The following is a 21,444-nucleotide window of genomic DNA, read 5'->3' as shown; positions in this document are numbered from 1 at the left end:
CGGGGCACTGAGACTATGAGCGACAAACAAGCCGTGGCCCCGCGCGTTGGCGTGGTAATGGGGTCCAACTCGGACTGGGAAGTGATGAAGAACGCGGCCGCCATTCTGGCCGAGTTCGGTGTGCCTTACGAGGCGCAAGTCGTCTCGGCACACCGCATGCCGGACGACATGTTCCGTTACGCCGAAGCCGCACGCGAGCGCGGTCTGGTCGCGATCATTGCCGGTGCTGGCGGTGCCGCGCACCTGCCTGGCATGATCGCCGCCAAGACGACCGTGCCGGTGCTGGGCGTGCCCGTGCCGAGCAAGTATCTGCGTGGCGAAGACTCGCTGCTGTCCATCGTGCAAATGCCCAAGGGCGTGCCGGTCGCGACCTTCGCCATCGGTGAAGCCGGTGCGGCCAATGCGGCGCTGTTCGCCGTCTCGATGCTGGCAGCCGACGACAAGACGCTTGCCGACAAGCTCGAAGCGTTCCGTGCGAAGCAGACCGAAGCCGCGCGCGGCATGACGCTGCCTGCGCTGTAAAAGAAAAAACGTCCCCGCTACCGTCTGTTCCTAAACGTCGATGAATTCCGTCTCCGCTGCGCCCGTCCTTCCCGGCCAATGGCTGGGTATGCTGGGCGGCGGCCAACTCGGCCGCATGTTCTGTTTTGCCGCCCAGTCGATGGGTTACAAGGTCTGTGTGCTGGACCCGGACCCGCGTTGCCCGGCCGGTGCCGTGGCCGACCGTCTGATCGTGGCCGATTATCGTGACGAGACGGCGCTCGCCGAGCTGGCCGCGCTGTGTCCGGCCGTGTCGACCGAGTTCGAGAACGTGCCTGCGCAGTCGCTCGATTTCCTCGCGCAAACCACGACCGTGAGCCCTGCCGGGCGCTGCGTCGCGATTGCGCAGGATCGGGTGGCGGAGAAGCGTTTCATCGAAAGCTGCGGTGTGCCCGTGGCCCCGCATCTGGTGATCGAGTCGAACGAGGCGCTTGCCGCCGTGGGCGACGCGGCCATCGACAGCGTGTTGCCGGGCATTCTGAAGACGGCGCGTCTCGGTTACGACGGCAAGGGGCAGGTGCGTGTGAACACGCCCGCCGAGGCCCGCGAAGCCTACGCCGCGCTTGGCGGCGTGCCGTGCGTGCTGGAGAAGCGTCTGGCGCTGGCCTTCGAAGTGTCCGTGCTGAGTGCACGCGGTGCCGACGGTAAGGTCGCCACGTACCCGCTCGCCCAGAACGTCCACATCGACGGCATTCTCGCGACGACGACGGTGCCTGCACCCGATGCGGCACCGGCCATTGCCGACGCCGCGCGTGCGGCCGCTGCGGCGATTGCGTCGCAAATGGACTACGTGGGTGTGCTGTGCGTCGAGTTCTTCATCCTGAAGGACGGTTCGCTGGTCGCGAACGAAATGGCGCCGCGTCCCCACAACAGCGGTCACTACACCATCGACGCCTGCGCTTCGAGCCAGTTCGAACAGCAAGTGCGTGCGATGGCCGGACTGCCGCTGGGCGAGACGCGTCAGCACTCGCCAGCCGTGATGCTCAACATCCTCGGCGACATCTGGTTCGACGGCCCGGCCAAGGACCAGCCGCGCACGCCCGCATGGGCGGCGGTCGCGGGTTTGCCGTCCGCACGCGTGCATCTGTACGGTAAGGAAGACGCGCGCGTGGGCCGCAAGATGGGCCACATCACCTTCGCTGGTGCGACGCTCGACGAAGCCCGCAAGGCGTGTGTGAGCGCCGCAGCCAGCCTCGATATCCCGCTGGAAAACTAAGCGCGCGATGTCTACACCCTCCGCACCCTCGACGACGTCCCCGTCCGACGCCCCGCGCATCGTCATGCCGTCGGCGGCTGCCATCACGCAAGCGGCCGAGCAACTGGCGGCGGGCGAGCTGGTCGCGTTCCCGACGGAGACGGTCTACGGGCTGGGTGGCGACGCGGAGAATCCGGCGGCCGTTGCGTCGATCTACGCGGCGAAGGGGCGTCCGGCCAATCATCCGGTCATCGTGCACTTTTCGCCGGAAGGCGATCCCGGTTACTGGAGCGACGACGTCACGCCTGCCGCGCGCAAGCTGATGGACGCGTTCTGGCCCGGTCCTCTCACGCTCATTCTCAAACGCGCACCGCACATCCCTGCTGCCGTTTCCGGCGGTCAGGATTCGGTCGGTTTGCGTGTCCCGTCGCATCCGGTGTCTCAGGCGCTGCTGCGCGAGTTCGCACGGGTCAAGGGCGGTAAAAGTGGTCAGGGGGGCGTAGCAGGCCCGTCCGCCAACCGGTTCGGTCAGGTGAGTCCAACCGCCGCGCAACACGTGCGCGACGAGTTCGCCGGGCTGCCGGGTGTCACCGTTCATGTGCTCGATGGCGGAGAAGCGGCCGTCGGTATCGAGTCGACCATCGTGGATCTGTCGCGCGGATTCCCGGCGCTACTGCGCCCCGGACACATCACGCCGGAACAGATTGCCGAGGCGCTGGGCGAGATGCCGCGTCTGCCGGGGCAGGACAGTAACGCACCACGCGCCTCAGGCACGCTCAAGGCGCATTACGCGCCGCGCACGCCGCTGTATCTGTGCGACGCCGGGCAGTTCGCGGCGGCGCTGGCCGTGCGTCCTGCGGGCGAACGTGTGGCCGTGGTGGCCTTCGCGCCGACACTCGCGACGTTGCCTGCCGATATCGCCGCCTCCACCGACATCGTCAAGCTGGTGCTGCCTGCCACGCCTGCCGGGCTCGCGACCGATCTGTACGCGATGCTGCGCCGCCTCGACCGCGCCAACGTCACGCACATCCTGTTCGAGCGTCTGCCGGACACGCCCGCCTGGGCGGCCGTCGGCGACCGCCTTGGCCGTGCCGCTGCGGCATTCGAACGCGCTTAAATCTCACCTCACGACTCAGGTCGTCTTTCCCTCCGGCATCGGCGTCGTCTCACGTGCATGACGCCATTCCGGTGGCCCGAACAACGCCATCCACTTGTTGCGCCAGCCCGGCATCGTGACGACGTCGCGCGCCATCGTGCGCCATTCGTGGAACGTCAGCGTGATCGGGTTATGGGTGTGGATCTGATCGACGATGCCGTATTCGCACGGCTCGGCGTCGCTTTCCTCGACGTATGAGCCGAACATGCGGTCCCAGATCACCAGCACGCCTGCGTAATTCCGGTCGATGTAGCGCGGATTGCGCGCGTGATGTGCGCGATGGATCGACGGCGTATTGAGCACGTACTCCAGCCAGCCCAGCTTCGGAATCGCCTGCGTGTGCACGAAGAACTGGAACGCGAGGTTGAGCAGCACCACGCCGACGATCTGGATCGGTGTGAACCCGATGAGCGCCATCGGCGTCCAGAATAGCCACATGCCCGCCACGGGATACATCAGGCTCTGCCTGAACGCCGTCGACAGATTCAGCCGCTCGGAAGAGTGATGCACGACGTGCGCCGCCCACAGCCAGCGAATGCGATGGCTGGCGCGGTGAAACACGTAGTAGAGAAAATCCTGAACGACGAAGAGCAGCACGAAGCCGACCCATCCGGCAGGCATCGTGTAGATGCGGTGATGGTCGTAGAGCCACGCATAGAACGGCACGATGAGCAGCCACGCAAGCTTGTCGGCGCCCTGATGCATGAGCGCGAGCGTCGCGTTACTGATGGTGTCCTTCAGGCTGTACATGCCGGGACGGCGGCGTCGCCAGTACCACGCCTCGATGCCGATGCACAGCACGAAGACCGGCGCGAGCGCCAGCAGAATCAACTCGACGTTCATGACCTCGCGTCTCCTCACGATTGGGCCATCTGAACCGGCGTCCCTGCATCTCTTGACGTGCCACTTCATGTGACACGGCCGGTGCAGGTGACACCGATGGAACGTCTATTCTGACGCGAATCGCCCTCGGCGGCGCTGTCGTTAGAGGGAAACGTCAAGTGCCGCGTCGGGCCTCGCTTCTACGTCGACGCACGACGCCAGCCCTGCTCAAGGGGCGCTCATGGGGCGCTCAAGGGGCGTTTTCGTACACCCACGAAATCAGCGCATCGTTGAACGGACGCGCGTTACCCGCTTTCGGATCGTTGATCAGCGAGACCACGACGTACGTGCTGCCCGAGCGCGTGGCAACGTAGCCAGCAACCGCCCCCACGTCGTCGAGCGTGCCCGTCTTGATGTGCGCGTTGCCCGCCACGTCGCGATTGGTCAGACGATTGCGCATGGTGCCGTCGACGCCGACCGTCGGCATCGATTCGATGAGCACCTGTCCGGTCGGGCTGTTGATGCCGTGTTGCAGCAGTCGCGCCAGTTCCGAAGCACTGATGCGCTCCACGCGTGACAGACCCGAGCCGTTCTCCACGACGAGGCCCGGCGTGGCGATATCGTTTTTCTCGAGCCAGCGCGTGAGCACTTCACGCGAGCGCGCAATGCTCGCTGGCGTCTTGCCGTCGGCGGCCAATCCCAGTGTGAGGAACAACTGACGCGCCATCACGTTGTTGCTGAACTTGTTCATGTCGTGCACGACTTCGGCCAGGGTCTGACCGCGATGCGTGACGAGCAGACGCGCCCCCGGCGGCACGACGCCCGCGCGCACGTTCCCGGTGAACTGACCGCCGGACGCCTGCCACAGCGCGCGGAAGCCACCGAGGAAGAAGCGGTCGCGATCCGGCGCGGCGATGTTCCATCCCTTGTCTTCGCACGACGCAGGATACGTGCCCGAGAAGTGCGCCACATAGGCGCCGTCGGGTGTCGTGCTCAGCGTGGGATGAATCCGGGTGAGCCAGTCGCCGCAATTGCCTGCGGGCGTCGACGACATTTCGTTCGCCACCTGCAGGTTCGCGAGCGGGGGCAGCACGCCGACGTCCACGGTGCCGTTCGGATTGCCGGTGAAGCTGAAGGACATCGCCTTGAACGAGTACAGCAGCGGATCCGGCGCGACGTTGTAGGGGCGGTCGCTGTCGCCGTCGATGGGTCCTTGCGCGCCGATGTCCGCGCTGTAGGCCGAGCGGTCGAGCACGATGTCGCCGTTGATGTTCGTCACGCCTGCGCTGTGCAGTTCCGCGACGAATTTCTCCATCTCCTCCGGTACCAGCTTCGGATCGCCGGTGCCCTTGAAGTAGAGATTGCCGTTGAGCGTACGGCCGTCTGACGCACCGTCGGTGAAGGCCTGCGTGCGCCAGCGATAGTCGGGGCCGAGCGTGTCGAGCGCGGCAATCGTCGTGACGAGTTTCATCGTCGACGCAGGATTGCGCGGCACATTCGGATTCACGGCGAGCAGCGGTGCAGGCACTGCGCCGCGCGTTTGCAGCGGGTTGTCTACTTTCGCGACGATCACGCTTACGTGCGACGCAGGCACCTTGCTCGCCGCGAGCGCGCGCGCCAGCGGTTGCGGCAACGGCGTGGCGTGCGGTGCTGTTACCGGCACCTTCGGCATTTTGCGCTTCGCCTGCTTTTCGGATTTTGCCTGTGCGGGCACGCTTGCCAGCATGGCAATGGCCAGCACCGCGCCACAGGCGCGGACTACGTTGGGCAAATGGGAAACTGCGGGGCTATGCAGTGCGTCGGACGCGTGACGAAGGGAATGCAAAGGGCGGCGGGGCAGGCGTAGCAAACGCATGACGGGCGGTGTTCTCCAGTGTTGCGCGCTGCGAAACCCCACAGCGCGGTGCGATGCGTGCCATTGTAAGTCCGACGTGCAACGAACTGTCGCTACAATGAGTCGAATTCCGGTGAGTGTCACTCGAAGGCAACATCGAGCGAGCCATCGCGACGCGCGCTGCATTGTACAAATCGTCGGATGCCAAGCGCTTACGAGCAATTTGCGACCGATGCGAGACACCCCGGGCAAAGCCTCAACCGGTGCCAAACCATGCGAATTTTGTTGGTGGAAGACGATACGATGATCGCCGCGGCCGTCATGAAAGGTCTGCGCCAGGACGGCTGGACCGTCGACCATGTCGGCGACGGGCAGCGTGCGCTCGACGCGCTCGCCGTCGAGTCGTACGATGCGCTGCTGCTCGATCTCGGTCTGCCGCGTCGCGACGGCATCGATGTGCTGCGCACATTGCGTGGGCGTGGCCAGACGCTGCCGGTGCTCATCGCCACCGCGCGCGACGCCGTAGCGGACCGCGTCAAAGGACTGGACGCCGGTGCCGACGACTACCTCGTCAAACCCTTCGATCTCGACGAACTCGCGGCGCGCCTGCGCGCGTTGGTACGGCGTCAGGCCGGACGCAGCGAGCCGTTGCTGCGTCATGGCGGCATCGTGCTCGACCCGGCAACGCGCCAGATCACCTGTGACGGCGCGCCCGTCATGCTCTCGGCACGTGAATACGCGGTGCTCGAAGCGTTGCTCAACCGCCCGGGGGCGGTGTTATCCAAGTCGCAGCTCGAAGAGCGTATCTACGGCTGGGGTGAAGAAGTCGCGAGCAACGCCGTCGAAGTCCACATTCATGGGTTGCGCAAGAAGCTCGGTGCGGATGCGATCCGCACGGTGCGCGGTGTCGGCTACATGATGCCCGCGCAGACGAGCGAGACCCCGAACGGTGGCCCGTCGGCATCGGAGACGAACTGATGCGCTCGATTCGTCGCCGTCTGCTCTTCGGTTTGCTCATTACGCTGGCGATTGCGCTGGTGCTCGCAGGTATCGCCATCTTCCGTCAGGCACGCACTGAAGCCAACGAGTTGTTCGACTTCCAGTTGCAGCAGATGGCGTTGTCGCTGCCTGCCGAATCGTTCTCCAGCGTGCCGGGCGAGCACAACGACACGGAAGGTCTCGTTATCCAGATATGGAGCCAGAACGGCGTGGAGCTGTACTACTCGCATCCGCGCACGCCGTTGCCGCCCCGTGCCGAACTTGGCTTCACCACGGTGCAGACCCCCGTCGGCGACTGGCGTGTCTACGCGGCGCGCGTAGGCGATAACGTCGTGCAACTGGCGCAGCCGATGGTGATCCGCGACTCGCTCGCTGTGTCGATGGCCTTGCGTACGCTGCTGCCGCTGGTCGTCGCGATGCCGTTGCTCGGCTTGCTCGTATGGATTGTCGTGGGACGTGGGTTGCGGCCGTTGCGTCGTGTGACGAAGGCGCTCGATGCGCGTGCCCCGGGCGCATTGGAGGCGTTCCCCGAAGCCGGTTTGCCGGACGAAGTGCGTCCGCTGGTGCGAGCGCTTAACAGCCTGCTCGGTCGGCTCGATGACGCACTGGTTCAGCAAAAGGCCTTCGTTGCAGACGCAGCGCATGAGTTGCGTACACCGCTCGCTGCCTTGCAGCTTCAGGTGCAGTTGCTTGAACGCGCGCACAGCGATACAGAGCGCGCCGAGGCCATGCGCGATTTGCGTGAGGGCGTGCGTCGTGCATCGCATATGGTGGCGCAGTTGCTGACGTTGGCGCGTCAGGAGCCGGATGCCACGCGTGCGGCAGCGGCGTTCACCGACTTGCCGTTGGCCCCGTTGTTGCAGGACGTGGTGGCGCACCACGCGGCGTTGGCCGTCGCACGCGGCATCGATCTGGGATTGGACGCGCCTGACGCGCTCGCGCAGATCAGTCGTGTGCGCGGCGATGCGAACGCACTGCAGACGCTCTTCGGTAACCTCGTCGACAACGCGTTGAAATACACGCCGCGCGGTGGGCACGTGGATGTGCGTCTGATCTCGGCCATGCCATCGCCGGTAGTCGAGGTCGAGGACACCGGTCCGGGCATTGCACCGGCTGAGCGCGAGCGCGTGTTCGATCGATTCTTCCGTGGCGGCGCGGCCACGACGGATGGCTCGGTGCCGTCCGAGGCGTCGGGCCAGCACGCGGTGGACGCGGCAAGCGAGCCGGACGCGCCGCGTGCGCAGGGCAGTGGTCTGGGTCTCGCCATCGTGCGAAACATCGCGCAGGCGCACGGCGCGCAGGTGGAGTTGCTCGACACTCGCAATGCTCACGGATTGCGCGTGCGTGTGACCTTCGGCGGCGCGACCTCGGTGCCGCCGGCGCTGTGATCTCACAGGGCTCGCGTCTTGCGGTGCCAGCGTTCGCGCCGACACCGCGTTGGCGACGGACTGCGCCACTCATCCGTGCGTCACGCTCGTGACTTTGTCGTTTTCAATCGTGAGCGTGCGGCGATCCGGCCGGTGATCGCGCGTTGTCGGCATGGCACGGCCGTCCTGCATGCCGATGCGCCACGGGCACCCTTGCAGCATCGATTTCGCTTCCGTAAGCGACTTGCCGACAATCGCCTGATCGGTCGGCGCATCCTTCGAACATTCGCCGTTCTGGCTTTGCATTTGTCCGGACATCGGCCCTTGCGCTGGCGTCGAGTCGGCCGGGCCCTGCGTGCCCACACCGTTGCCCGATGCGGCGTGTGCAGACATCGCCAGCGTCAGACAGAAAAACGTACCGGCTGCGCCGATCCAGCCTGATGCACGGCGGGCACGGCGCACGTGGTGGCGGGGTTGGGAAGAAGTTGACGCTTCGGATGTGCTCAACATATCGGTCTTGCGCATCGTGATTCTCCTGTCGATGAAAAAGCGCGGTGCGAAATTGCACCACCCAGCCACCGTAGACAGCGGCACGCGACGTACGCAAGTCGAACTACGCGAGGTGCACCTTCAAACGCCAGCAACCGTGACGCATAGCAATCAATGTCGCTTCGAATCGTCCTCGATGAATGACACTGCGGCGTCGACGCATTCCTGTCGAAGGGCCGCGTTGCCGCCTTAAAATCTCCCGAATGCTCCTTCAAGTTTCGTCTTAAGGTTCTCTTAAGGGAGCCTCTCTACGATGACAGTCATGTTCAAACGTGGTCGTCGGTAAGGAGAGACTCATGCAGACTTCGAAGCTCACTCGTACGTTGGTTGCTGGTGCCGTGCTCGTCGCCCTGACGGGTGGCTATGTGGCGGGCCGTCAGCACTGGCAGACGCCGCTGACCTCGGAAATGGTCAGCGACGCGAGCGCTGCAAGCTCCCCGGCCGCGACCCCGGTCGCTGCGCAGAATTCCCCGAACACCGCGCCCCGCATGCTGGTGCCGGACTTCTCGCAACTGGCGGAACAATACGGACCGGCCGTAGTCAACATCAGTGTGACGCACGATGGGAAACCTTCGGCGCAACGCGGCTCGGCTGCAAATCAGCTCCCGCCGGGCATGGATCCCAACGATCCGCTGTTCCAGTTCTTCCGCCACTTCTACGGCGCGCCGGGTAACGACGGTGGCGACAGCGGTGGCGACGACGGCAGCAGCGGGCCGACGCGCAGCCTCGGCTCGGGCTTCATCGTGAGTCCGGACGGCTACATCCTCACCAACGCTCACGTCGTCGACGACGCGAGTCAGGTGACGGTGAAGCTCACCGACAAGCGCGAATACAAAGCGAAGGTCGTGGGCAGCGACAAGGCGAGCGACGTTGCGTTGCTGAAGATTGCCGCCACGGATCTGCCGACGGTGAAGATCGGCGATCCGTCGAAGTCGAAGGCGGGTGAGTGGGTTGTCGCCATCGGTTCGCCGTACGGCTTCGACAACACGGTGACGGCGGGTATCGTATCGGCGAAAGCGCGCGCGTTGCCCGACGAGAACTACACACCGTTCATCCAGACGGACGTGCCGGTCAACCCGGGGAACTCGGGCGGGCCGTTGTTCAACCTGAACGGTGAGGTCATCGGCATCAACTCGATGATCTACTCGCGTACCGGCGGATTCCAGGGCTTGTCGTTCGCGATTCCGATCGACATGGCGATGAAGGTCAAGACGCAGCTTCAGCAGTACGGCAAGGTGAGTCGCGGCCGCATCGGTGTGGCGATTCAGGAAGTGAACCAGTCGCTGGCGAAGTCGTTCGGTCTGCCCAAGCCTACCGGTGCGTTGGTGTCGTCCATCGACAAGAGCGGCCCGGCGGCGAAGTCGGATCTGAAGCCGGGCGACGTGATTCTCGCCGTCAACGGCGCAACCATCGAGGACTCGGTGCAGTTGCCGGAGAAGATTGCAGACATGCGTCCGGGTCAGACGGCCACGCTTACCGTATGGCGTAACGGCGCGAAGCAGGATGTGTCGGTGAAGATCGCCGCGCTCAACGACAAGAAGGACGTGGCGAGCAGCGACGACTCTGCAACGCACGGTCGTCTGGGGCTGGCGGTTCGCGAGCTGTCGCCGCAGGAGAAGCAGGCGGCGCAGGTGACGAACGGTCTGCTGGTCGCACGTGCGGGTGGTCCGGCGGAGCAGGCCGGGGTGGAGGCGGGCGACATCATTCTGTCGCTCAACGGCACACCGGTGACAAGCGCCGCGCAACTGAGCGAGAAGCTCAAGAAAGCGGGCAATAATGTTGCGTTGCTTGTGCAGCGCGACGGGCAACAGATTTTCATCCCGGTCGATCTCGGCTAAGCCTCAGTTAAGTTTTTTACGCAACACTGGCCCCGAGAAAGACGCCAAGGGGTGCCACGCACTACCCGGGTACCGACGGCTGCGCTGTCGGTACGAACCGCATCGCTTAAGTCATGCAAGGGGAGGTTGAACATGTGGCAACAACAATGGCAACGCTGGTCGGTGGCAGCCGCCACCGCCGCAGCACTTACGGGCAGTCTGGGCGGCATTTCCGTCGCCCATGCACAGGGCGGCACATTGCCCCCGACGATGCAGCAGGGCAACGTGACGTACGTGTCCGGCGGCATCGACAGCGACGAGTCGGGCACGTTCAAGCGTGAAGCGTCGCGCTGGCCGCTGTCGATCACGATGGCCGCAAGAGGCAATGGCGCGAACGAATACATTGCCGACGCACAGGTGCAGATCATGCACGGCGGCGCGACAGTGCTCGATACGCGCTCGAAAGGGCCGTACATGCTGGTGAAGTTGCCCGACGGCGACTACACCGTGAAGGTGACGTACGAGGGCAAGCCCATGACGAAGGATGTGAAGGTTTCCGCCAAGGGTCACGCCGTCGCATCGTTTCTGTGGCCGCACGAATGATGTGCCGATCGGTCGTGCGAATGTAGTGCCACGGATGTTTGACGCGTAAGTTGAAGTTACCCAGGCAGTACCAGGCAGTACCACTCTGCAACGAGTGAGCGAGTTGCGCCGCCATGTTCTTCATGGCGGCGCTTTTTTTTGTGCGCTCGAAAGTTGCATGAGCGAATTCACAATCCCCGCAATTTGGCCAATTCCCATCTCGTGACCCCTACGGCACCGGCAACCCCGTGTACTGGCCGTGCGCGCCACACCCCTCTCACCGCCTGACAGCAACGAACGTTCCCTTTCGCCGAATTGATCAACTTCTCGTCAGGATTCCGACTCGTCCTGAGGAGGATTCTCGGTTCGCGCATTCGATGAAGTCGTATTCGATGTAACGGGACGCATTCGCCGTGATCGATGGGGCACTGCTCCGGCCGGCGGGTGAATGGCGATGTTGATGTCTGAGCATGATGGAGAGTGTCATGAACAAAACTTACCGGCTGGTTTTCAGCCGCAGGACCAACGCCTGGGTTGCCGTGGCGGAGATATGTTCGGGGCAGGGGAAGTCAGGACGGACGCGGGGCGGGGCCGCAATGAAGCGTGCCAGTGTATTGCTTGGCACAGGCGCAGGTGTTTGCCTCGCATTGCTTTCCAACCCGGCGTTTGCCGGCACGCTCGATGGCGGGCATACAAAATGCAACTGGCCGAGGGGCGTCGTGTCGATCGGGTACGAGGCGATCGCCGGTATGGGCGGGGGATGCGCCGGACTGACAAACGATGCGGATCCGGTCGCGATCGGTACTTTCGCCACGGCCACCTCGAACTTCGATACGGCAGTGGGCGCGGGAGCCCAGGCGGGGGACAAGTCTCTGAATGAACAAGACAATTCTGCGTTCGGCGGCTGGTCGCTTGCACAGGGCGGCGGCGCAACGTCCCTGGGGTCTCGCTCGCTGGCTTCGGGCCGGCAAAGTATCGCCCTTGGTCATTGGGCGGAGGCCAAAGCGTTACATTCCATCGCCGTGGGGTACAAGGCGGAGGCGTCGTTCGAGGGGGCGGTCGCGTTGGGGAATGGAGCGAAATCTGCGGCTCCGGTGGGAACCTCGAGCCTCGAGATCAACGGGAATGCCTACCAGTTCGCGGCGGGTGCGCCGATAGCGACGGTGAGTGTCGGGGCACCGGGTCGCGAGCGAACCATCACCAATCTCGCGGCGGGGCGTATCGCGGGAGACAGTACCGACGCGGTCAACGGCTCGCAGATGAATGCGACAACTCTGGCGCTTTCCAAGATCAATAGGGATCTGGCGGGATTTGAGACTTCAGTATCGACCGGCTTCAGTTCCGTATCGACTGGATTCAGTTCCGTATCCACCGGCATGAGTTCGCTGTCCACCGGGACGCTACCGCCGAGACCCGGTGGCGGTGGAGATATCGGTAACGCGGTGACATATGACGACATCTCGAAGGAATCGGTGACGCTGGGTCATTCGCTCTCGGGAAAGCCGGTCAAGTTGAACAATGTGGCTGACGGCGTCGGGATGAGCGACGCGGTCAACGTCCGGCAACTGGCGGCGACCAATGGCAGCATCGGGGCGCTGTCGACGGGCATGACGTCGCTCGCGCAAGGCGTCACTTCGCTCTCGACAGGGCTGAGTAAAGCGGCCTCGTGGGTTTCGGATGTCGAGAAAGCGCTGCTCTATGACGACGAAACACATGAGTCGATCACGTTGGGTCATGCGCTGTCGATGAAGCCGGTAAAGCTCGCCAATGTGGCCGACGGTGTTGCGCCGAATGACGCGGCCACCGTCAGGCAACTGAAGATTGTCGGCACGCAGGTGACATCGCTCTCGACAGGTGCAGCATCGCTTTCGAGCACGGCCAGCGCGGTTTCCAAAGCCGTGGTCGCCCTCTCCACGGGGCTGAACAACATGGCGGAGCTGGCGAAGGACGCCGAAAAGGCTGTCCAGTACGACGACGTAACACAGCAGTCAGTGACCTTGGGGAATCGGTTGTCGACAAAGCCGGTAACGGTGACCAATGTTGCTGACGGCGTGGAGCCCTCCGATGCCGTCACTGTCAGGCAGTTGAGCGCGACCAACCGCACCACGGAATCGCTTTCGACCAGCGCAATCGCCTTCACGAAGGGCATCACCTCGCTCTCGACCGGTCTCGGAAAAATGACTGCATTGACGGGAGACATCGAGAGCAGCGTTCACTATGACGACGAATCGCAGGAGTCCGTAACGCTGGGTAACCTCCTGTCAATGAAACCGGTGAAGCTGACCAACGTGGCCGATGGTGTGGGCCTGAGCGATGCCGTCACCGTCAGGCAAATGAGCGTAACAAATAGCGGCGTGGGATCGCTCTCGACCGGCGCGGTGGCGACATCCAAGAGTGTGAACTCGCTCTCGACCGGTCTGAAGAAGATGGGCTCGCTGGCAGTCGACGTGGCGAATTCCGTGCAGTACGACGACGAGGAGCAGGAGTCGGTGACGTTCGGCAACACGCTGTCGATGCAGCCAGTGACATTGGCCAACATTGCCGACGGTGTGGCGCTGAACGATGCGGTCAACGTCAGGCAACTGAGCGTGACCAACAGTAACGTTGGCGCGTTGTCGACGGGCATGCTGACACTGTCGAAAGGTGTGAAGTCGCTGTCTACGAGCATGGGGCAGCTAACGCCCACGGAGCCCGGCGGCGCGAACGGTGTGCAGTACGACGATGCGCAGCAAACAGCCGTGACACTGGGCGGCCACGGCAAGGCGGAACCGGTCAGGTTGACCAACGTTGCCGACGCGACACTGCAGGGCGATGCCGTCAACTTCGGTCAGCTGAGCGCGACGAACGCGCATGTGACGTCGCTTTCGACCAGTCTCGGCGAGCATGCCGAGTCGCTCTCGACCGGGCTTGGCAAGATCGCTTCGCTGGAGACGGATATTGCCAGCGCGGTGATGTATGACGATGCGGACCGCGCGACGGTGACGCTCGGTGGTCACGGTGCAACAGGGCCGGTCACCTTGAGCAATGTTGCCGATGCCAAATTGCCGGGCGACGCGGTCAACTATGCGCAATTGGGTGAGACCAACAGCAATGTGACGTCGCTTTCGACCAGTGTCGGCGAGCATGCCGAGTCGCTCTCGACCGGGCTTGGCAAGATCGCTTCGCTGGAGACGGATATTGCCAGCGCGGTGATGTATGACGATGCGGACCGCGCGACGGTGACGCTCGGTGGTCACGGTGCAACAGCGCCGGTCACCTTGAGCAATGTTGCCGATGCCAAATTGCCGGGCGACGCGGTCAACTATGCGCAGTTGGGCGCGACCAACAGCAATGTGACGTCGCTTTCGACGAGCGTCGATGCGCATGTGGACTCGCTTTCCACCGGGTTAAGTCAGATTACCTCGGGAGGAACCGAGTCGAAGGACGGCGTTCTGTACGACGATGAACAGCATTCGAGAGTCACGTTGGGCGGTAAGGCGGCACAGGCCGAAGTGAAATTGGGCAACGTTGCCGATGGCGTGAAGGAGGGCGACGCCGTCAATGTCAGACAGTTAAGTCTGACCAATGGCAATGTAACGTCTCTCTCGACTGGCGTGACACAGCTCACCGAGGGCATGGATTCTCTCTCGACCGGGCTGAGTACGATAACGTCGATCACCGGGGATGTCGAAGGCGCCGTGCGATATGACGACACAAGCCATTTGCACGTGACGCTCGGCGGCGATAAGACGAAAGCGGCGGTGAGGTTGAGCAATGTGGCCGATGGTGTAAAGCAGGGCGATGCCGTCAACGTCCGGCAGTTGGGTGTGACCAACAGCAATGTGGAGTCCCTCTCGACAGGTGCGGTATCCCTCGAGCAGGGCGTCAGTTCTCTCTCGACGGGGTTCAGCGAATTCGTCTCGAAGGAAGTGGAAATCGAGAATGGCGTGCAGTATGACGACCAGAAACACAACAAGGTCACGCTGGGTGGTGTGACGGGGAAAGGCGGGGTGAAGCTGACTAACGTCGCCAATGGGGAGATCGCGGGCGACGCCGTCAACTTTGGGCAGTTGAGCGCGACAAACGACAACGTGAAGTCCTTGTCGACAAGCTTGAATCAGAACGTGGGTTCGCTGTCCACGGGGCTGAGTGAGATCGCTTCAAAGGAGGCGGATATCACGGGCGCCGTGCTCTATGACGACGACACGCATGCGTTTGTGACGCTGGGAGGGAAGGCCGCGAAATCCGCCGTCAAGTTAGGCAATCTGGCCGACGGCGCGAAGCCGGGCGATGCCGTCAATGTCAAGCAATTGAGTGCCACGAACAGCAATGTGGAGATGCTCTCAACCGGCGTCGTCACCCTCTCGACAGGCGTGGAAGCCCTGTCGCTCGGCGTGGGTTCGCTCTCGACGGGCTTGAGTTCGGTGGCATCGCTCGCGGCGGAGGTCGAGGGTGCCGTGATGTACGAAGACGTGGGTCGCACCCGCGTCACGCTGGGTGGCGCAGGGTCGAAAGTGCCGGTGAAGCTGGGCAATGTCGCGGATGGGCAAAAGCAGGGCGACGCGGTCAACGTCCGACAACTGGGGGCGACCAATAGTGGCCTGGAATCGCTTTCGACGGGCGTAGTGTCGCTCGTGGAAGGCATGAGTTCGCTCTCGACGGGGCTTAGCACGGTGTCATCCTTTACGGAAGACCCGGAGGGCTTCGTTCGTTACGACGGCAAGGCGCACGATACGCTGACACTTGGGGGCGCTACGGCGAAAGCGCCGGTCAAGCTGACCAACGTTGCCGCAGGGGAGATGACGGGCGACGCCGTCAACTTCGGTCAGCTAAGCGCGACCAACAGCCATGTGACGTCCCTCTCGTCGGGGTTGAGCAAGACCGACGGCAACGTGGAAATCCTCAAGCAGGGGATCAGCACGGCCAGCGTCGATCTCGATGCTCTCACCAAGGGGTTGGCGGCGACCGACAACAACGTCGTTGCACTCCAGTCGGGTCTGAGCACGGCGCATATGGGCATGGAATCGTTATCTACGGGACTGACGGCGACCGACAGCAACGTCGTTGAACTCCAGTCGGGTCTGAGCACGGCGCATGTGGGCATGGAATCGTTATCTACGGGACTGACGGCGACCGACAGCAACGTCGTTGAACTCCAGGCGGGTCTGAGCACGGCGCATGTGGGCGTGGAATCGCTATCTACGGGGCTGATGGAGACCGACAGCAATATGGTTGTACTCGAGTCGGGTCTGAGGGAGGGGCTGAGCGAGGCGCATATGGGCGTGGAATCGCTATCTACGGGACTGACGGTGACCGATAGCAACGTCGCCGCACTCCAGTCCGGGCTAAGCACGGCGCATGTGAGTGTCGAGTCGTTGTCCACGGGGCTGAGTACGACAGACAGCAGGTTGGACTCGCTGACGATCGGTGTCGGTGACGCGGTTCAATATGACGACGCAACGCACGCGAAAATCACGCTCGGCGGCGTCGGGGCAAGAGATCCTGTGGCGGTCGGTAACGTGGCGGATGGGGTGCGGCCCTACGACGCGGTCAACTTTGGGCAGTTGAGTGCGACCAACAGCCACCTCGTCAAGCTTTCCACCGGCGCGGGCAACGCAATCGAAAAACTCGAAGCGAGCGTCAGTACTGTCAACAGTCACGTCGATTCACTCTCCAGCGGCCTATCTGCGACCGCGGGCACTGTCGACTCCCTTCAGATTGGACTCAGCACGGCCAACGCCAATGCGGAGTCGCTTTCGACCGGCTTGAGCGAGACGAGTCTTAACGTGGAATCGCTCTCGACGGGGTTGAACGAGGCAAATCTCAACGTGGGGTCGCTTTCGACGGGATTGAGCGAGGCAAATCTCAATGTGGAATCGCTCTCGACAGGTTTGAGTTCCGCAGGCACTAGTCTCGCGTCGCTTTCGACGGGGGCCGAACATTCGGTGCAGTACGACGACGAGACGCACGGGACGTTGACGCTGGGCGGCGTCGGCGCGTCAGCACCGGTGAAATTGCGCAACGTTGCCGAAGGTGAGTTGTCAACCGATGCGGTCAACTTCAGCCAGTTAAGCGCGACCAACGATCACGTTACATCGCTGTCGACGAGCGTTGGCGAACACGTCGAATCGCTCTCGACGGGCCTGAGCACGATTGCCTCGCTGACGACGGACGTCAACAAGTTCGTGCTGTACGACAGCGACGCTCGCGACACCCTGTCGCTGGGCGGCGTCAGCGCGGCAGCGCCAGTGAAATTGCGCAACGTTGCCGAAGGTGCGTTGTCGACCGACGCGGTCAACTTCAGCCAGTTGAGCGCGACCAACGAACACGTCACATCGCTGTCGACGAGCGTCGGCGATCACGTCACATCGCTGTCGACAAGCGTCGGTGAACACGTCACATCGCTATCGACGAGCGTTGGCGAACACGTCGAATCGCTCTCGACGGGTCTGAGCACGATTGCCTCTCTGGCGACGGATGCCAACAAGTTCGTGCTGTACGACAACGAGGCGCACGACAGCCTTTCGCTGGGCGGCGTCAGCGCGTCAGCGCCGGTGAAATTGCGCAACGTTGCCGAAGGTGAGTTGTCAACCGACGCGGTCAACTTCAGCCAGTTGAGCGCGACCAACGAACACGTTACATCGCTGTCGACAAGCGTCGGCGAACACGTCACGTCGCTGTCGACGAGCGTTGGCGAACACGTCGAATCGCTTTCGACGGGTCTGAGCACGATTGCCTCATTGACGACGGACGTCAACAAGTTCGTGCAGTACGACAACGAGGCACACGACACCCTGTCGCTGGGCGGCGCCAGCGCGTCGGCGCCGGTGAAATTGCGCAACGTTGCCGAAGGTGAGTTGTCAACCGACGCGGTCAACTTCAGCCAGTTGAGCGCGACCAACGAACACGTCACATCGCTGTCGACAAGCGTCGGCGAGAACGTCACATCGCTATCGACAAGCGTTGGAGAACACGTCGAATCGCTCTCGACGGGGCTGAGCACGATTGCCTCATTGACGGCGGACGTCAACAAGTTCGTGCAGTACGACAACGAGGCACACGACACCCTGTCGCTGGGCGGCGCCAGCGCGTCAGCGCCGGTGAAATTGCGCAACGTTGCCGAAGGTGAGTTGTCAACCGACGCGGTCAACTTCAGCCAATTGAGCGCGACCAACGAACACGTCACATCGCTGTCGACAAGCGTCGGCGAGAACGTCACATCGCTATCGACAAGCGTTGGAGAACACGTCGAATCGCTCTCGACGGGGCTGAGCACGATTGCCTCATTGACGGCGGACGTCAACAAGTTCGTGCAGTACGACAACGAGGCACACGACACCCTGTCGCTGGGCGGCGCCAGCGCGTCAGCGCCGGTGAAATTGCGCAACGTTGCCGAAGGTGAGTTGTCAACCGACGCGGTCAACTTCAGCCAATTGAGCGCGACCAACGAACACGTCACATCGCTGTCGACAAGCGTCGGCGAGAACGTCACATCGCTATCGACAAGCGTTGGCGAACACGTCGAGTCGCTCTCGACGGGCCTGAGCACGGTTGCCTCCCTGACGACGGACGTCAACAAGTTCGTACAGTACGACAACGAGGCGCACGACACCTTGTCGCTGGGCGGTGCCAGCGCGTCAGCGCCGGTGAAATTGCGCAACGTTGCCGAAGGTGCGTTGTCAACCGATGCGGTCAACTTCAGCCAGTTGAGCGCGACCAACGAACACGTCTCATCGCTGTCGACGAGCGTTGGCGAAAACGTCAAATCGCTGTCGACCGGGTTGAGTCAGGTATCCAGCCAGGCGCCGGACGTCGCGGAATTCATCCGCTTTGACGACAACAAACGTACCCGGGTGACGTTGGGCGGAAAGGCTGCCACGACACCTGTGTCGCTGTCCAACGTCGCCGAGGGGACGAAACTGACCGATGCCGTCAACATCAAGCAGCTAAGCGTAACCAACAGCAATGTCATGATGCTCTCGACGGGCATGACTTCGCTGGAGGCCAGCGTGGTCGGCCTCTCCACTGGCATGTCCGAGACGGAGAGTACCGTGGACACGCTCGTCTCGGAGATGGAGGTGGCCGTGCAATATGACACGCCGAATCGCACCAAACTGCGGTTGGGCGGGCTTTCCAAAACCCCCGTGGCGTTGAGCAATGTTGCAGACGGAACCCGTCCGACCGATGCCGTCAACGCGGGGCAGCTTGCGACGACGAACAGCAACGTGTCGTCGCTCTCTACAGGATTGGCGAGCCTCATCACACCCGATTCGACCGGGTTGCTGCGAGGAAGTGGGGCAGGCGCCAGGCTGACGTTGGGCGGCTCGTCTGCGAAGGCCCCAGTCATTCTGGGCAATGTGGCCGATGGCGTTGACCCGAGCGATGTGGCGACGTTCAGGCAGCTCAGTGCGACCAACCGCAATGTGCGATCACTCTCCACAGGCCTGCTGGCGACCGACGGGCACGTGGCGTCGCTCTCCACCGGCGTCGATCGAAGCGTTGAGTCGCTCTCCACCGGTCTTCGCAACGTTGCCTCGACGACGACGACGGACCCCGACAAATTCGTGCAGTACGACAACGAGCACCGCGATGCGGTGACGTTGGGGGGCGCTGCGGCAGCTGGACCGGTGAAACTGAGCAACGTTGCCGATGGGGAAGGCGTGACAGACGCGATCAATCTCGGACAATTGAACCAGCAAGGTCATCAGATGACGACCATGGTCGCCGGCGTCGACAAGCGCATCGCGGGGCTTTCCAGGAGTCTGGATTCGGACGTCGAGTCGCTGTCAACGGGATTGAGCCAGATTGCGCTTCGGCCAGAGGACCTCGATAAGTTCGTGCGTTTCGACGACGAAGCGCGTAAAAGCATCACGTTGGGGGGACACGACGGGGCGGCACCCGTGACGCTGGCCAATGTTGCCGATGGCATCAAATTGACCGATGCGGTCAACGTCAGGCAGTTGGGTATGACCAACAGCAACGTGATGTCGCTATCGACGAGTGTGACCTCGCACGACGTCAGCCTGGGCTCGCTCTCGACGAGCTTCGGCGAGATCGACAGCACGGTGGAAAAGCTGGTTTCGGAGATGGCGGTCGCCGTGCAGTACGACAGTCCGACACGCTCCAAACTGCGGCTCGGCGGCCTGTCGAAAACGCCGGTGCAACTGGGCAATGTGGCCGATGGGACCCGCCCGAATGATGCTGTCAACTTAAGCCAGTTGGCGGTGACCACCAGCGGTGTGGAGTCGCTGTCGACGGGACTTGCCGGGTTGGTCACTCCTGACGGATCGCTGTCGACGGGGCTGCGCAAGCTCGCGGCGCTTTCGGCCGGCGCCGACACCGCCATGCACTACGACGATGCGGCACGCACGATGATGACGCTCGGCGGGGTCGGTTCGACGGCACCTGTGACGCTGACCAACGTCGCCGCCGGTGTCAACCCTGCCGACGCCGTCAACTTCGCTCAACTGAGCGCGACCAACAGCAATGTGACGTCGCTCTCCACGGGGTTGAGCAAGCTCGCCTCGATATCGTCCTCGGATGGCAGCCATGCTCTTCTTTACGACGACCTCCCTCAAGGCAAATTGAAGCTGGGAGGGGCCAATGCGCAGGGGCCTATCCTGCTGACCAATCTGGCCGCAGGCGTGGCACCTACCGACGCGGTCAACGTGAGTCAGCTGGCGACAACCGACAGTCGGGTGACATCGTTGTCGACGTCCGCCTCGACAGGCTTGAGCGACGCGCTGAGCGCCGTCAGCTCACTCGCATCGCGATTGGGCGATTTGCCGAGCCAAAAGGCGAAGACCGTCGAACCGGCTGCATCGGCAGACGCTGACGACAAGGGCACCAATGGCGATAAGGCTGGCGTTCCGGCGCAGGTCGCCCCACCTCAGACCCCGTATATCGGTATCAACGACGGCGGCACGCAGGTCGGCAACTTCAACGGCGACGGTGCGTCGGGCAAGCACGCGCTGGCGATGGGTACCGAGACTTCTGCCACCGGAGAACACGCGACGGCGGTTGGGGCGGAGGCCAAGGCGTCGGGGGCTCATGCGACGGCGCTGGGGCACGCCGCGAGCGCCTCCGAGGAGGGAAGTGTGGCACTGGGCTATGGCGCAACGGCGTACGGGGCCAATTCCGTCGCCATCGGAGCCAATTCGACGGCGCTGGACCCGGACACGGTGTCGATTGGTTCGCAAGGCAACGAGCGCCGGCTCACCAACCTCGCGCCAGGTACCCATCCGACGGATGCGGCAACGGTCGGCCAGCTATGGGGCGTGCAGTCCGGCGTCAATCAGGTCGCCAAGAGGGCTTACGCCGGGATCGCCGCCGCCACGGCGCTGGCCATGATTCCCGAGGTGGATCCCGGCAAGCGCGTCGCGCTCGGTGTCGGTTCCGCGACCTATCTGGGGTCCGCTGCCGTGTCGATCGGCGCGTCGATACGGTTCACCGACAACCTGAAAGTCAAGATGGGCGTCGGCATGAGCAGCCAGGGAAAAACTTACGCCGGTGGCGTCTCGTATCAATGGTGATGTCGACGACGCAAGGGGGCCCACCGCTCGAGTGGGCCCATTTTCAAAGGGGGAGCCCGCAGTGAACGCCTC

11 protein-coding genes and 1 pseudogene are annotated in these 21,444 nt (G+C 63.2%); 9 read left to right on the top strand and 3 right to left on the bottom strand.

Annotated elements, in window-relative coordinates; genetic code table 11:
- Positions 1-15 precede the first annotated feature (15 nt).
- From purE to ACIQWO_RS25685, 3 genes are read left to right on the top strand one after another with little or no spacing between them, the layout of a single operon-like run.
- Positions 16-522 (top strand): 5-(carboxyamino)imidazole ribonucleotide mutase, encoded by a 507-nt coding sequence (gene purE, locus ACIQWO_RS25695; RefSeq protein ID WP_039396619.1) that lies wholly within the window; start codon positions 16-18, stop codon positions 520-522.
- A 40-nt stretch (positions 523-562) separates the two neighbouring features.
- Positions 563-1,756, top strand: a complete 1,194-nt coding sequence (locus tag ACIQWO_RS25690) for a 5-(carboxyamino)imidazole ribonucleotide synthase (RefSeq protein WP_402830251.1) — start codon at positions 563-565, stop codon at positions 1,754-1,756.
- Between the two features lie 7 nt (positions 1,757-1,763).
- Positions 1,764-2,852 (top strand): L-threonylcarbamoyladenylate synthase, encoded by a 1,089-nt coding sequence (locus ACIQWO_RS25685; RefSeq protein ID WP_402830249.1) that lies wholly within the window; start codon positions 1,764-1,766, stop codon positions 2,850-2,852.
- A gap of 15 nt (positions 2,853-2,867) precedes the next feature.
- Here the strand turns inward: ACIQWO_RS25685 and ACIQWO_RS25680 are convergent, their stop codons facing one another.
- The gene (locus ACIQWO_RS25680) at positions 2,868-3,734 is read right to left on the bottom strand and encodes a sterol desaturase family protein (protein WP_150577208.1); all 867 of its coding nucleotides are present in this window, start codon (positions 3,732-3,734) and stop codon (positions 2,868-2,870) included.
- Between the two features lie 229 nt (positions 3,735-3,963).
- Entirely contained in the window at positions 3,964-5,484 is a 1,521-nt protein-coding gene (dacB, locus tag ACIQWO_RS25675) for a D-alanyl-D-alanine carboxypeptidase/D-alanyl-D-alanine-endopeptidase (protein WP_402830246.1), read from the bottom strand.
- 336 nt (positions 5,485-5,820) lie between these two features.
- Here dacB and ACIQWO_RS25670 point away from each other — a divergent pair, with 336 nt between their 5' ends.
- The gene (locus tag ACIQWO_RS25670) at positions 5,821-6,525 is read left to right on the top strand and encodes a response regulator (protein ID WP_402830245.1); all 705 of its coding nucleotides are present in this window, start codon (positions 5,821-5,823) and stop codon (positions 6,523-6,525) included.
- A complete protein-coding gene (locus tag ACIQWO_RS25665) occupies positions 6,525-7,934 on the top strand; it encodes an ATP-binding protein (RefSeq protein ID WP_402830244.1) in 1,410 nt (469 codons plus the stop codon). The genes ACIQWO_RS25670 and ACIQWO_RS25665 overlap by 1 nt, the downstream gene beginning before the upstream one ends.
- Before the next feature lie 69 nt (positions 7,935-8,003).
- Here the strand turns inward: ACIQWO_RS25665 and ACIQWO_RS25660 are convergent, their stop codons facing one another.
- Positions 8,004-8,438 (bottom strand): hypothetical protein, encoded by a 435-nt coding sequence (locus ACIQWO_RS25660; RefSeq protein WP_402830241.1) that lies wholly within the window; start codon positions 8,436-8,438, stop codon positions 8,004-8,006.
- Between the two features lie 320 nt (positions 8,439-8,758).
- Between ACIQWO_RS25660 and ACIQWO_RS25655 the strand changes: the two genes are divergently transcribed.
- The 4 genes and pseudogenes from ACIQWO_RS25655 to ACIQWO_RS25640 all read left to right on the top strand — a co-directional run bounded on the left by ACIQWO_RS25655 (position 8,759) and on the right by ACIQWO_RS25640 (position 21,372).
- Positions 8,759-10,300, top strand: coding sequence for a DegQ family serine endoprotease (locus ACIQWO_RS25655; RefSeq protein ID WP_402830238.1), 1,542 nt, complete (start codon positions 8,759-8,761; stop codon positions 10,298-10,300).
- A 132-nt stretch (positions 10,301-10,432) separates the two neighbouring features.
- The gene (locus ACIQWO_RS25650) at positions 10,433-10,882 is read left to right on the top strand and encodes a carboxypeptidase regulatory-like domain-containing protein (protein ID WP_402830236.1); all 450 of its coding nucleotides are present in this window, start codon (positions 10,433-10,435) and stop codon (positions 10,880-10,882) included.
- 449 nt (positions 10,883-11,331) lie between these two features.
- Positions 11,332-11,928, top strand: a pseudogene (locus tag ACIQWO_RS25645) (ESPR-type extended signal peptide-containing protein); the annotation flags it as partial.
- A gap of 27 nt (positions 11,929-11,955) precedes the next feature.
- Complete coding sequence (locus ACIQWO_RS25640) at positions 11,956-21,372, top strand: YadA-like family protein (RefSeq protein WP_402830385.1); 9,417 nt, start codon at positions 11,956-11,958, stop codon at positions 21,370-21,372.
- Positions 21,373-21,444 lie beyond the last annotated feature (72 nt).

The organism is Pandoraea sp. NPDC090278, from assembly GCF_044772185.1.
Lineage (GTDB): Bacteria > Pseudomonadota > Gammaproteobacteria > Burkholderiales > Burkholderiaceae > Pandoraea.
The sequence above is the reverse complement of the archived record's forward strand: the minus strand, read 5'-3'. Positions and strand labels throughout refer to the sequence as shown.

Excerpts from the sequence above, each read along its gene's own strand:
- ACIQWO_RS25680 (WP_150577208.1), bottom strand. The coding sequence starts at position 3,734 with ATGAACGTCGAGTTGATTCTGCTGGCGCTCGCGCCGGTCTTCGTGCTG.
- ACIQWO_RS25650 (WP_402830236.1), top strand. The coding sequence starts at position 10,433 with ATGTGGCAACAACAATGGCAACGCTGGTCGGTGGCAGCCGCCACCGCC.
- ACIQWO_RS25685 (WP_402830249.1), top strand. The coding sequence starts at position 1,764 with ATGTCTACACCCTCCGCACCCTCGACGACGTCCCCGTCCGACGCCCCG.
- purE (WP_039396619.1), top strand. The coding sequence starts at position 16 with ATGAGCGACAAACAAGCCGTGGCCCCGCGCGTTGGCGTGGTAATGGGG.
- ACIQWO_RS25690 (WP_402830251.1), top strand. The coding sequence starts at position 563 with ATGAATTCCGTCTCCGCTGCGCCCGTCCTTCCCGGCCAATGGCTGGGT.
- ACIQWO_RS25665 (WP_402830244.1), top strand. The coding sequence starts at position 6,525 with ATGCGCTCGATTCGTCGCCGTCTGCTCTTCGGTTTGCTCATTACGCTG.
- ACIQWO_RS25670 (WP_402830245.1), top strand. The coding sequence starts at position 5,821 with ATGCGAATTTTGTTGGTGGAAGACGATACGATGATCGCCGCGGCCGTC.
- ACIQWO_RS25655 (WP_402830238.1), top strand. The coding sequence starts at position 8,759 with ATGCAGACTTCGAAGCTCACTCGTACGTTGGTTGCTGGTGCCGTGCTC.
- ACIQWO_RS25660 (WP_402830241.1), bottom strand. The coding sequence starts at position 8,438 with ATGCGCAAGACCGATATGTTGAGCACATCCGAAGCGTCAACTTCTTCC.